This is a genomic window from Psychroserpens sp. (assembly GCF_047633235.1).
Lineage (GTDB): Bacteria > Bacteroidota > Bacteroidia > Flavobacteriales > Flavobacteriaceae > Psychroserpens.
The window spans coordinates 1-13,415 of the sequence record NZ_JBLIET010000013.1; the positions used below are offsets into that span (position 1 = coordinate 1).

The following is a 13,415-nucleotide window of genomic DNA, read 5'->3' on the forward strand; positions in this document are numbered from 1 at the left end:
TTTGATATTTCTTATGAATTTATATATGGTGAAGTATCTGATGATCAATATGAATTCATTTTCGAGCATTTCTATAAATTATTACATGCAAGGTTTAAAGGTAAACACACAGATTACCATCATTTGAAAAATAAAAAACGGCAATTTTATAAAGATGTAATTTTGCCTCTTATAAAAACTAACCAAGCATCATTTTTAGTTATTTATAATGACGGAATCCCAATAGGAATTAATTTAAACTATCATTCTGAAAACACATTATTTAAAGCTATAACAGTATTTGATGCAAATTATTACAAATTTAGCATTGGCAAGTTATCTGTTTTGAAACTTATTGATTGGTGTTTTGAGCATAACTATAGATTTTCAGACTTTTCAAAAGGATATTTTGATTACAAAGAAATTTGGGGTAATACCAAATATGATTTTAACTATCACTTATTGTATGATAAAAAATCTGTAAAAGCTGTTTTGACGGCAAAGACGATCAAATATTTTTTTAATTTAAAATCTTTTTTAAGAAAAAAGAACGTGAATCATTCATACAGAAAGTTGCTATACAAAATTAAAGGTCAAAAACTAAAAAAAGAGAATCACTTCAATTTTGAAACCATACAGTTATCTGAGATCATAATTCCAGAGGACTTTAAATTAGTAGATTTAAAGAATGATAATTATGTATATATTTTAAATCATGTTTATAGCTTCTTGTTTACTAATCCAGAAAGTTTTAATAATATCAAAGTATACAAAGAATTGAATACTCAAAAATTTATTATTCGAGGAACCAACAACGCTACAGAAATTGATTTCAAATAATATATTACGCTAAAAACATGGCATATTAGAACACTTTAACTAAAAAAATCATCCAATTACCTAAATTAAAATATAATCTAGTTTTATTTAAAATTTTATAATTTATTTTACCAAAAATTAGTCATGCACAATACAATACGATCTTACGTTCAAGACATACTAAATAATCCTGTAGAGGAGATTAAGGAAATTGATACGATTACGCATCAAAATTTTCATAATACCTACACAAAGAGTAATTCTCCTGTAGTCATGACAGAAATGATGGAGAATTGGCCAGCAAAGACGAAATGGGATTTAGACTTCTTTGAAAAAATAGGAAAAGATAAACAAGCATTTATATCAAAAGGAAACATACGTCAAGGAACTACCAATTGGGAATTTGGAGATTTTTTAAGCTATATACAAGAAATTAAAGATTATAAAATTAATAAGTCTAACGCTTACCTCTCAAATTTATCATTGCTAAAATTATTTCCAGAATTGGCTAATGATGTTGATTTTTCTTTAGTCTCAAAATACAAAAAGTACAATTCTACATCGTTTTGGATTGGTCCACCGGGAACTATTACAGGATGGCACACAGATAGGTTAAACGATAATATACTCGCTCAAGTTTATGGGAAAAAGTTAGTGTTTTTAGTGTCTCCAGATCAAAATTCAAAAATGCCATTAAGTGATAAATATGAACCAGGCTCTAAGCTTTGTGCTGTTTCTATGGAAGATTTTGATGAAAACAATCACAAAACATTTAAAGACGTGAAAGTCAAATATGCCTTATTAGAGCCCCATAGTATGTTGTTTATTCCAAAAAATTGGTGGCACTGTGTTTATGGAATCGATATTTCTATTAGTTCAAATAATTTTGGTCATACGGGTATAGATCATTTTAGAATGAAATCTTCTGAAGTAGCTAAACGACAATTACATAGTTTAGGACTTTATGGGAAAAACTGTGTTTGCCATTACTATGACGACAATGGTAAAAGACAAAAAAGATAATCCGTTTTTTAATATCAATCTTTATAAATCATAGCTGCCTGTGAACGGTCATTTTATTATATCGTTAGATTACGAAATTCATTGGGGAGTTTTTGATAAAAAAACCGTTGATGACTATAGAGAGAACCTTATTAATGTAAGTAAGGTTGTTGACAGACTTATAGAGTTAAGTGACACGTACAACATACGTCTAACTTTTTCTACAGTTGGATTTTTATTTGCTAAAGACAAAGTCGATTTGTTTCGTTATATCCCAAAAAACAAACCAACATATAAAATTGAAAACGTTAATCCCTACACTCTACTAGAGCATATAGGTCATAACGAAAATGACGACCCCTTTCATTATGCACTTTCTAAAATTAAAGAGATAAAAAATAATGGAAATCACGAAATAGGAACACACACATTTTCCCATTTTTATTGTCATGCTCACGGGCAAACATTTGAGCAATTTGATGACGACATAAAGGCTTCTGTCGATATTGCAAAAACATTAGACATAGACATCAAGAGCATTGTGTTTCCTAAAAATCAAATAAATCCAGATCAAAATTTTGACAAGCCTTATTTAGAAGCCTGCAAAAAACATGGAATTACTAGTTTTAGAGGAAAAGAGAAGTCATTTATTTACAATATTCATAGCACAAAAAAATATCGCAATCTACTTATTATTAGATTATTAAAGCCTTTAGATGCCTATTTCAGCTTGACAGGTAGTAATACTTATAACATTAAAGAAATTAACAAGAATAGTATTATATGCAACATACCTTCAAGTCGTTTTTTAAGACCATACAATACGAAACTCAAATTTCTTGAACCTCTTAAACTAAGAAGAATAAAAAAGGCCATGAAGCATGCTGCTAAGCACAATGAGACCTATCATCTTTGGTGGCATCCACATAATTTTGGAGTTAACATGGATAAAAACTTTGAAAACCTTGAAAACATCTTTAAAACCTATAAGAAATTAAACAAAACGTATGGTTTTCAAAGTGAAACAATGACTGGACTATCAAGCAAAATCAAATAAGTAAAGTTGTGAATTAGGTTTTACTCCTTCTCAAGACAATTAAAAACAACGTCAAAAATTGTTTTTTATCGTGTTTATTTGGTTGGTCTCATGGTATTGATGCATATTTATGCATAATTTGTATCGATTCACCTATAATTTTAAATTGAGTCAGATAAAATCCGAATCCAAACCCCTCACTTAACGATAATAATTGTAAAGTAATAAACTTACTTAATACTTTGATTATGGAATCAAAAATCTGGTTGTCATCCCCTCATATGGGTGGAAAGGAACAATCTTATGTAACCAATGCTTTTGAAACGAACTGGATCGCTCCTTTGGGCCCACATGTTAATGGTTTTGAGTTCGACATACAAAACTACCTAAGCCAAGGTACACACGTTGCCGCTCTGAGCTCAGGTACTGCTGCTATTCATTTAGGTCTTATTTTGTTAGATGTTGGTTTAGGAGATGAGGTCATTTGTCAAAGTAAAACATTTTCAGCATCGGCTAACCCTATAGCATATCAAGGTGCTACTCCTGTTTTTATTGATAGTGAAAAAGATACTTGGAATATTTGTCCAGAACAATTGGAAATAGCAATTAAAGATCGCATTAGTAAAGGAAAAAAACCAAAAGCTATAATTTCTGTTCACCTTTATGGAATGCCATATAAAGTTGATGAAATTCATAATATTGCTAAGGCTTACAATATCCCTGTATTAGAAGATAGCGCAGAAGCTTTAGGAAGCTCTTACAAATCTATAAAATGTGGTACGTTTGGAGATCTCTCAGTATTATCATTTAATGGCAATAAGATTATCACAACGTCTGGAGGTGGTGCTTTAGTTTCTAAAGATATTAAACTGAAAGAGAAAGCTGTTTTTCTAGCAACTCAGGCTAGAGATCAAGCGGTCGAATATTTACATTCTTCAATTGGATATAATTACAGATTATCAAACGTTTTAGCCGGCATAGGCAGAGGACAAATGGAAGTTCTTGATGATCGCGTATCTGCTAGAAGAGGAAACTACAATCATTATAAAGAGAGTTTCAAGAACATCAACGAATTACAATTTATTGACGAGCCAGATGGTTATTTTTCTAATCGCTGGTTGTCTTGTATGCTTACACCTTCCGCAGAAATTAGAGAAGGAATTAGAACAAGTTTGGAGGCATTGAATATCGAAACTAGACCGCTTTGGAAGCCGTTGCATCAACAACCCATTTTTAAGGACGCACCTCAATATCTTAATGGTGTTTCAGATAATTTGTTTGAAAAAGGCTTATGTTTGCCTAGTGGTTCTAACTTAACTGAGAATGAATTAAATAGAGTAACATCTGCAATAAAAACGTATTTTAGAGCATGATTAAAAAATTACTTCAAGACATATCAAGTAAATATGCCTCAAAGTGGGTAGTAATGCTTTTTGATTTAAGCATTGTGGCTTTTACGTTTATGGCTGCTTATATCATACGTTATAATTTCATCATTGACTTCGATTTAATTATTATGTTTAAGCAAATTCCATTTGTGTTTTTAGCTGCACTAATCAGTTTTATTGTCGTTGGTTCATATAAAGGTGTTGTTCGATTTACAGGTTTTAAAGATGTAATCAATATTATCATTGGTGTTAATATTCTGGCTACGATTCTTATTATATCTACTTTTTTTAGTAGAAGATTGAACTATGAAACTATTTTTAATATCTCTGGTTCTATAATATATATTCATTTACTACTTAATATTCTTTTCTTAGTTGGATCTAAGCTCTTTATAAAATCTGTTTATAATAAATTAATGCAAGATATTAAAACTCAAAAACGAGTATTAATATTTGGAGCGGGAAATGCAGGAATGATAACGTATGACGCGATATCGAACGACCCTACAAATAGCCATAAAGTTATCGGCTTTATTGATGACAACGAAAAAAAAGTTGGAAAAAAAATAAACACATTAACAGTTTATAGCCTAGATAACGTAACACTTGACCTTATTAATAAATATAGTATTGAAGAGGTTATTATTTCAGTTCAAAATATTGACTCCGCAAGATTGCTTCAAATATCAGGATTCCTTTTTGAACTCGGCCTAAAAGTCAAAATAGTCCCTCCTGTCCAAAATTGGATAGATGGCGATTTAAGTGTTGGTCAAATTAAAGAAGTTAATATAGAAGATCTTTTAGGCAGAGATCCAATTTCTATTGTCAATCCTGCCCTTTTACATGAATATGACAACCAAGTTATTCTAATTACTGGTGCTGCAGGTTCTATAGGTAGTGAAATTGCTAGAAAAACTACAGGTTTTAATTACAAGAAGTTAATACTTGTTGATACCGCAGAGTCACCTCTATATGAATTACAGCAGGAATTTTTTCAAAATGGTGTAAAAAACTTTATTGCTATAGTCTCAGATATAAGAGATTTTAGACGAATGGAGAAACTTTTTCAACAATACAAACCTAATATAGTTTTTCATGCGGCGGCTTATAAGCATGTTCCATTAATGGAAAATAATCCTTTTGAAGCCGTAAGTGTTAATATTAGTGGAACTCGTCATATGGCAAGTTTATCTGTAAAGCATGGTGTAGATAAATTTGTTCTAATTTCTACAGATAAGGCCGTTAACCCAACTAATGTAATGGGCGCAACTAAGCGCATTGCAGAACTGTATGTAAATTGTTTACAAGGAGAGGGTAAAACAAAGTTTATAACAACACGTTTTGGAAATGTATTAGGGTCAAATGGTTCTGTAATTCCATTATTCAAAAGACAAATTGACAATGGTGGTCCATTAACCGTAACTCATAAAGACATTACGCGTTATTTTATGACCATATCCGAAGCATGTCAACTTGTACTAGAAGCTGCAACCATGGGTCACGGTGGAGAAATATTTGTATTTGACATGGGTGAATCTGTAAAAATATATGATTTGGCTAAAAACATGATTATACTATCTGGACTAAGATTTCCAGAAGATATTGATATTCAAATTTGCGGCTTAAGACCCGGAGAAAAAATATACGAAGAGTTATTAGCAGATGGTGAAAACACGAGACCTACATATCACGAAAAAATCATGATAGCCAGAACAAAACAGATTGACGTACTGAGTATTAGTGATAAAATATCTAATTTGTGCACGGTAAGTTCAAAATCACAAAATCTAGAAATAGTAGCCTTAATTAAGGATATTATTCCAGAATATATTTCTAACAACTCTAAATACGAAGTCTTAGACTCTAAAAAATAAATACAACCAAATCAAACTAAATATGACACATCAATATTTAAAAGACCTATCTAAATCACTAATTATTTTTTACTGCATGATACTATTATCATCATGTGGTTCTAGAAAAGACTTGGTATACTTTCAGGATGAACCTGTAACAAATCAAAATCTAAGTCAGTTAGACAATAATTCTGAAATACAATATAAACCAAATGATATATTAACTATAGATGTCTCTGCTGAAAACATTGCGTCTATAGCTGCATTTAACCTTCCCGCTGTAGCATACAACACTGCTGGTGGTGCTCTGAACCAGCCTACAATGTTAAGGCAAACTTATCTTATAGATGTACAAGGCAATATTGAATTCCCTGTAATTGGAACCATTAAAATGGGTGGTCTTTCAAGGCAAGAAGCAACTTCTATGCTTAAAGAAAAAATTGGTATATATGTTAAAGAATTTATTGTTAATATACGTCTTATAAATTTCACTATAACTGTTTTAGGTGAAGTCAATAGACCTGGTGCTTATACGGTTCAAGGTGAACGTATATCTCTAACACAAGCCTTGGGTTTAGCAGGAGATTTAACAATTTATGGAAAAAGAAATAATGTATTTTTAGTTCGTGAAATTGATGGAAAAAAGAAATATGCAAAATATGATTTAACCTCAATTAATGTGGTCAACTCTCCCGTTTATTATTTGTCCCAAAATGACCTTATTTATGTTGAACCGAACAGCGCAAGAATTAAAACATCAACCTATAATCCAAATACAGGTTTATTAATCTCTGCAGTATCAACTCTAGCTACAATTGCCGCAATCTTTTTATTTAGAAACTAATAAAGTTTAAAACTCATCATGTCGCAAAGCCCACTTAAAAATAAAGATACCATTATAAATTTAATGGAGTTATACGTCTCAAAATGGAAAATCATTCTAGTTTGTTTGTTAATTGCTATGGCTATTGCTTTTGTAAAGATTAGGTACAGTACCTTTCTATACCAAGCAAATGCTACTATAAAATTAAAAGAAGACGAGAACTCACGAAGTTTATCTGAAATTTCTTCACTACAAAATGGTGGTTTTGGAAGCCCTCTACCAAACGTCATAGACGAAATAGAAATTATTAAATCAAGATCTATTATTACAGAGGTGGTAAAAGATCTTAAGTTAAATACACGATGTTATGTGACTGGTATGGTCAAAAAAGCGGAGATTTATTCAAATCCGCCAGTGAATATTAATTTTTTCATGAATGATTCTATAATTGAAAACATCAACAAATCACTGTTTATTCAAATTGTGTCCGCTCAAAAATATGAGTTATCAAATGTAGATACACATAACTTTTTAGAATTTGATGAAGGTGAAACAACAACATATAGTTTTGGTGATAAAGTAAGTTTATCATTCGGAGAATTCGTTATAACACCAAATATAGGTACATATGGATCAAGTCCTGGTTCTTTTATTGAACTTAATATGAGTCCGGTTCACAGCGTTGTTGAATCTTATCTTTCTAGCATAAAAATTAGTACTACAGAAAAATCAAACGTCATAAAATTATCGCTTAACGAGAGTATAAAGGAAAAAGCACGTCTCATACTCAATAAAGTCATTGAAAAATATAATGAAGATGTTATAAAAGATAAAGAGAAAATTGTTCAAATTACTTCCGATTTTATAACCAATCGATTAAACGTTGTATCTAATGAATTAGAACAAGTTGATTTTACTGCAGAAAACCTTCAAAAAAACAATAGACTTACTGCTTTAGGATCACAATCTAATATCTTTTTAGAAAGCGAGCGCGAAACTGGATCTAAAATAAGCCAAACTAGTAATCAATTACAGTTGGCTCAATATATGAGTGATCATATTAATAACAATGAAAGTGATACTGATTTATTGCCCGCAGACGTTGGTATTACCGATAGTAATGTCTCACAAATCACAAAGAGTTATAACGAATTGGTGTTAAGACGTGATCAAATTCTAAAAAATTCAAGTGAAAAAAATCCAACCGTAGTTAATTTGAACAATCAGATTGATGCTCTAAAAGTTAATCTTAATCAAAGTATAGAAAACATTATATCTACTAATCAAATTACACTTGATAATTTAAATAGAGAGAATTCTATAATTCGTGGTCAAATTTACTCTGCTCCTACTAAAGAAAGACAGTTTAGAGACATCAAGCGTCAGCAAGATATTAAAGAATCATTGTATCTGTATTTATTAGAAAAGCGCGAAGAGACCGCCATTACATTGGGTATGTCTTCTGCTAACGCAAAAGTCATAGATCTTGCCTACACAAATGATAATCCTATTTCGCCAAATAAACAAATCATTTATCTGGCTGCTATGCTCATAGGACTTTTTATTCCTGTTGCACTTATTTATGTAAGGGATTTAGTTGATAATAAAGTACACACTAAAGAAGATGTGCAACGCTTTATTAAAGCTCCGTTTATTGGAGATATTCCTAAAGGGGAAAGTAAACTTCAAGTCGTAAAAAAAGTAGATTACTCTCCAAAAGCAGAAGCCTTTAGAATCATTAGAAGTAATATTAATTTTATGCTTCAAAAAAATGATAGTCCTTGTAAAACTATTTTTGTGACATCCACAGTAGCTCAAGAAGGCAAATCACATACATCAACCAACCTAGCTAGTTCATTTTCGTTTTCAGGAAAAAAAGTATTACTTGTAGAAACAGATATACGTGTACCTAAAGTTAACGATTATTTGAAAATATCGCCAAAAAACGGACTTACAGATTTTATCTCAGACAAAAGTCTTTCTATTAAAGATGTTACTATAAAAGCACCTGATAATGAATTCTTAGATGTCATACCTTCGGGAACAATACCACCAAATCCTGCCGAATTACTAATGAGTGATCGGATAAATTATCTTTTTGAAAATATAAAAAAGAACTACGATTACATCATCGTTGATACTGCTGCTGTTGGTTTAGTAACAGATACGCTTATTATAAGTGATCATGCAGATATGTTTGTTTATGTCGTTAGCGCTAATAATATTGACAAGCGCCAATTACACATTGCACAAACCATGTATGAAGAAAAGCGTCTACATAATATGGTTACACTTTTAAATAGTAGCATTACAAAAAAAGGCTATGGTTATGGCTATGGAAACAATCCAGGACGTAAGAAAAAATGGTATAACCCATTCAAAAATTAGAAACACTTAAATAGAAATCCGTAATGTTAACTTTGCGGATTTTTTTATACCTATTATTTGCGTCGTCTGTTTTCCTGTTTTATGAGATTTAGTTCTCTACTGGTTTGTCCTGCGACAGACGTGTTTTCTTCTGCTCGTCTAATCAAGTAAGGCATCACATCCTTTACAGGGCCAAAAGGGACATATTTAGCAACGTTATAACCTTGCGCTGCAAGATTGAAGCTTATATTATCACTCATCCCATAGAGCTGTCCAAACCAAACATTATTATCTGTTTTCTCAATTCCCATATCTGCCATCATTTTCATAGCGAGATAACAACTCTGTTCGTTATGGGTGCCTATAAAAAGGGAAATGTCATTTAAATTATTTAATATGTACGTCATACACGCATCAAAATTCTCATCTGTAACTTGTTTATTATCACAAATAGGTGATTTATATCCCATCTTTTCTGCCCTATTACGCTCTTTTTCCATGTAAGCACCACGTACGATTTTAAAACCAATTTTAAAGCTACCTGCCTTGGCACGCTCATGAAGCGACTTCAAATAGTCTAATCTGTCCCAACGATAAGTCTGTAAGGTATTATAAACAATAGGCTTTGTCGTATTGTATTTACGCATCATCTCTTCACAAAGATTGTCTGCAGCATCTTGCATCCAACTTTCTTCGCCATCAATTAAAACTTCAATATCGTTCTCTTTTGCAAGCTTACACACGCTATCAAAACGGGCCACAACTCTATCCCATTCCTTCTGCTCATCGATAGTCAAAACGTTTCCTTCCCCTATTTTTTGATACAAATGAAAACGTCCAAAACCCGTTGGTTTAAAAACAACAATTGGCATTGCTTCTTTTTCATCTGCAAACCTAATAATCTTTAGAATTTTATCTCTACAGTCGTCAAATGCAGATTCCTCTTCCTTCCCTTCTACCGAGTAATCCAAAACAGAACTTACGCCTTTCGTAAACATAATATCAATAATAGGTCCACAATCTTCCTCATTCACTCCTCCACAAAAGTGATCAAAAACCGTAGCGCGTATCAATCCCTCAACTGGTAAGTTTGCCTTCAGTGCAAAATTTGTAGCTGCAGCACCTATTCTCACCAATGGTTGATAAGAAATCATCTTAAATAAGAAATAAGCACGTTGTAACTGTGAATCGGTTTTGAGTGCAAAAGCGACATTAGTATCATCAAAAAGTGTGGTTGTATTCATACATTAAAAATATATTGCAAAAATATATTATTCAGTAGGTAATATGTTATTAAAAGTTGCTAATTTTCAGCATGAATTCGATTGCAACCAAAACATACACCGTTCATTTTAATACAAAAGCATACACAGAGCTTAATAACTATTTAGAACACAACAAGTTCTCTAAAATTTTTATTTTAGTAGACACCAATACACATGACAATTGTTTGGCTAAATTCATGGCACAATTACAAACTAAAATCATCATAGAAATTATAGAGATTGATGCTGGCGAGCAAAACAAAACTATAGACACTTGTGTTGGTGTTTGGAATGCGTTGTCAGATTTAGGTGCAGACCGTAAAAGTCTTATACTTAATCTTGGTGGTGGTGTCGTAACAGATCTTGGAGGCTTCGTCGCTTGTACCTTTAAAAGAGGTATCAAATACATTAATATCCCAACCTCATTATTGGCGATGGTTGACGCATCTGTTGGCGGAAAAACTGGTGTAGATCTTGGTGCTATAAAAAACCAAGTTGGTGTAATAAGCTCAGGTGATATGGTCATCATTGACACCTCTTATTTGGATACGCTACCTCAAAATCAAATGAAATCTGGTTTAGCTGAAATGCTAAAACACGGTCTCATCGTCGATAAAAACTATTTTGATAAACTGATTGATTTATCCAAACTCACACTCAACGATCTAGACGAACTAATTCACGAGTCTATAGAAATCAAGAAAACCGTCGTTACCAAAGACCCATTGGAGCAAAACGAGCGCAAACATCTTAATTTTGGTCACACTTTAGGTCATGCTATAGAATCTTATTTTTTAAGTCATCCCGAAAAGGAAGAATTATTACATGGAGAAGCTATTGCTATTGGGATGATCTTAGAATGTTTTATTTCTGCGGAAATTCTAAACCTACCAAAACAAGATCTAGAATACATTACTAAAGCTATAAAAAGCATCTATAAACCTGTGACGATTAACTCATCAGATTATGACGCAATCATTGACTTGCTGAAATACGATAAGAAAAACGAGCATGGGAATATCAATTTTGTATTACTAGACGGCATCGGGAAACCTAAAATTGATTGCTTAGTGGATAACGAATTGATTGTTAAAAGTTTTGAGTACTACAAGATATAGTAATACGAAACATCTACTGGACAGAACACACATCTTACATGATGTTTATAGGTTCATAAGCTAATATATGAACAACACTCTATTTTATTCAATACTCGTGTGAATTATAATATTTAATATTAGCTCTTTTATTGTTTAATTCAATGTCCGAATCTCAGCCAATAAATTGCTTAAACATTGATATTAAGGATACTTATTTGTGTATTCCAAAATCGCCTATTTATGTCTTACTCGCCTTTGGCGCATTACTCGGAAATATAATGTTCTTTAAGAGTGAAATTTGGATAAAAGACTAAGAGCCAGCACGAAATTAAAAAATGGAGAGTAAATTGTTATGTCTATGCATGCTCGTAAAATCATACAGATTTTCCTAAGACTCGTTTTCTTTTGCTAATTTAGACCTAGCCAACGTAACTAACTATACGTAAATTAGTTTTAAATCATTAAAAAACAACTACCATGAAAAGAATATCTGTAATTTTTATAGTACTACTCATTTTCTCACAGTCTTACGCACAAAAACCACGAGCTAGAGACTTGGGTATTCCCTTTGTTGGTACAACAGGAGAATTCAATGCTATTACAGATGTTAAAGACGTTGAAGTAGGATACAGTACTATTATTTCAGGAACAGGAGAAAATACAGTTGGCAAAGGACCTATTAGAACTGGAGTTACTGCCATATTTCCGAGAGGAAAAGCCAAAAAATTTAGCCCAGTTTATGCCAACTGGTATAGTCTTAATGGCAATGGAGAAATGACCGGTACGACTTGGGTTACAGAATCTGGTTTTTTAGAAACGCCCATTATGATTACGAACACTAATAGTGTTGGAGTTGTTAGAGATGCAGTATTAAAATGGTACGTAGATACAGACTGGTATAGTGGAGAAGATTGGTGGTACACTTATCCTGTAGTTGCCGAAACTTATGATGGCTTCCTTAATGATATCTATGGTTTTCATGTTAAAGAAGAACACGTTTTAGAAGCCATAGAAAATTCAACGAGTGGTAAAATTGCCGAAGGAAATGTTGGTGGAGGGACAGGAATGATGTGCTTAGGCTATAAAGGAGGTACAGGAACGTCTTCAAGAGTTTTTAAAATAAAAGATTCAACCTATACTGTTGGAGCTATTGTTCAATCTAATTTTGGGGCCAAAAGAAACTTATCAATCGCAGGTGTTCCCATTGGAATTGAATTAAAAGACAGCTTGAATTATGAATTTAATGCGCCACCAAAATCAAGAAGACAAGAAGGAGATGGATCTATTATAGTAATTATAGCAACAGATGTACCCCTTTTACCCCATCAACTAAAAAGAATTGCACAAAGAATTCCTCTAGGAGTCGGCATTGTAGGCGGACGAGGAAGCAATGGTTCAGGAGATATTTTTTTAGCCTTCTCTACAGCTAATGAAAATGCCTTTAATAGAGATGAAACAACAACCGTACAATCAATGCCCAACGATCTACTAATGCCGGTTTTTGAGGCAACTGTTCAAGTCGTTGAAGAAGCAATTATCAATGCCATGATAGCAGCTGAGACTATGGAAGGCATTAACCAAAATAAGGTATATGCTCTACCGCATGAATTACTGATTAAAATCTTAAAGAAATACAATCGACTAGAAGAGTAATGTGATAGAAACACGTATGTAATTAATTATTAAGACCTTGCATAATCTAAAAACCGTTAATAACTCGCAACAATTCTCACTAAAAAAACACCTGTAATTTACTATTTTGCAGTACTATTTATAAGTC

General features: G+C 32.2%; 10 protein-coding genes. 9 read left to right on the forward strand and 1 reads right to left on the reverse strand.

Annotated features, from left to right (window positions below; genetic code table 11):
- From ACJAZK_RS05930 to ACJAZK_RS05960, 7 genes are all read left to right on the forward strand, one after another.
- A partial coding sequence (locus tag ACJAZK_RS05930; RefSeq protein WP_415223083.1) for a GNAT family N-acetyltransferase occupies positions 1-819 on the forward strand: 819 nt, incomplete at its 5' end.
- A 123-nt stretch (positions 820-942) separates the two neighbouring features.
- Positions 943-1,821: a cupin-like domain-containing protein gene (locus tag ACJAZK_RS05935; protein WP_415223084.1), complete on the forward strand. Its 879-nt coding sequence runs from the start codon at positions 943-945 to the stop codon at positions 1,819-1,821.
- 40 nt (positions 1,822-1,861) lie between these two features.
- On the forward strand, positions 1,862-2,857 hold the full coding sequence (locus ACJAZK_RS05940) for a polysaccharide deacetylase family protein (RefSeq protein ID WP_415223085.1): 996 nt from the start codon (positions 1,862-1,864) through the stop codon (positions 2,855-2,857).
- 227 nt (positions 2,858-3,084) lie between these two features.
- Positions 3,085-4,209 (forward strand): DegT/DnrJ/EryC1/StrS family aminotransferase, encoded by a 1,125-nt coding sequence (locus tag ACJAZK_RS05945; protein WP_415223086.1) that lies wholly within the window; start codon positions 3,085-3,087, stop codon positions 4,207-4,209.
- Positions 4,206-6,098, forward strand: coding sequence for a polysaccharide biosynthesis protein (locus ACJAZK_RS05950; protein ID WP_415223087.1), 1,893 nt, complete (start codon positions 4,206-4,208; stop codon positions 6,096-6,098). The genes ACJAZK_RS05945 and ACJAZK_RS05950 overlap by 4 nt, the downstream gene beginning before the upstream one ends.
- A gap of 76 nt (positions 6,099-6,174) precedes the next feature.
- Complete coding sequence (locus ACJAZK_RS05955) at positions 6,175-6,924, forward strand: polysaccharide biosynthesis/export family protein (RefSeq protein ID WP_415223088.1); 750 nt, start codon at positions 6,175-6,177, stop codon at positions 6,922-6,924.
- Between the two features lie 18 nt (positions 6,925-6,942).
- Positions 6,943-9,291 carry a GumC family protein gene (locus ACJAZK_RS05960; RefSeq protein WP_415223089.1) on the forward strand — a complete coding sequence of 783 codons (2,349 nt, stop codon included), beginning with the start codon at positions 6,943-6,945 and terminating at the stop codon, positions 9,289-9,291.
- Between the two features lie 53 nt (positions 9,292-9,344).
- Here the strand turns inward: ACJAZK_RS05960 and ACJAZK_RS05965 are convergent, their stop codons facing one another.
- Positions 9,345-10,514 carry a proline dehydrogenase family protein gene (locus tag ACJAZK_RS05965; protein WP_415223090.1) on the reverse strand — a complete coding sequence of 390 codons (1,170 nt, stop codon included), beginning with the start codon at positions 10,512-10,514 and terminating at the stop codon, positions 9,345-9,347.
- A 71-nt stretch (positions 10,515-10,585) separates the two neighbouring features.
- Here ACJAZK_RS05965 and aroB point away from each other — a divergent pair, with 71 nt between their 5' ends.
- Positions 10,586-11,653: a 3-dehydroquinate synthase gene (gene aroB, locus ACJAZK_RS05970; RefSeq protein ID WP_415223091.1), complete on the forward strand. Its 1,068-nt coding sequence runs from the start codon at positions 10,586-10,588 to the stop codon at positions 11,651-11,653.
- A 459-nt stretch (positions 11,654-12,112) separates the two neighbouring features.
- Positions 12,113-13,288, forward strand: coding sequence for a P1 family peptidase (locus ACJAZK_RS05975; RefSeq protein ID WP_415223092.1), 1,176 nt, complete (start codon positions 12,113-12,115; stop codon positions 13,286-13,288).
- Positions 13,289-13,415: the final 127 nt, after the last annotated feature.

Bases quoted from the DNA above. Each gene is read 5' to 3' on its own strand.
- ACJAZK_RS05935 (WP_415223084.1), top strand. From the start codon at position 943: ATGCACAATACAATACGATCTTACGTTCAAGACATACTAAATAATCCT.
- ACJAZK_RS05945 (WP_415223086.1), top strand. From the start codon at position 3,085: ATGGAATCAAAAATCTGGTTGTCATCCCCTCATATGGGTGGAAAGGAA.
- ACJAZK_RS05950 (WP_415223087.1), top strand. From the start codon at position 4,206: ATGATTAAAAAATTACTTCAAGACATATCAAGTAAATATGCCTCAAAG.
- ACJAZK_RS05955 (WP_415223088.1), top strand. From the start codon at position 6,175: ATGATACTATTATCATCATGTGGTTCTAGAAAAGACTTGGTATACTTT.
- ACJAZK_RS05960 (WP_415223089.1), top strand. From the start codon at position 6,943: ATGTCGCAAAGCCCACTTAAAAATAAAGATACCATTATAAATTTAATG.
- ACJAZK_RS05965 (WP_415223090.1), bottom strand. From the start codon at position 10,514: ATGAATACAACCACACTTTTTGATGATACTAATGTCGCTTTTGCACTC.
- aroB (WP_415223091.1), top strand. From the start codon at position 10,586: ATGAATTCGATTGCAACCAAAACATACACCGTTCATTTTAATACAAAA.
- ACJAZK_RS05975 (WP_415223092.1), top strand. From the start codon at position 12,113: ATGAAAAGAATATCTGTAATTTTTATAGTACTACTCATTTTCTCACAG.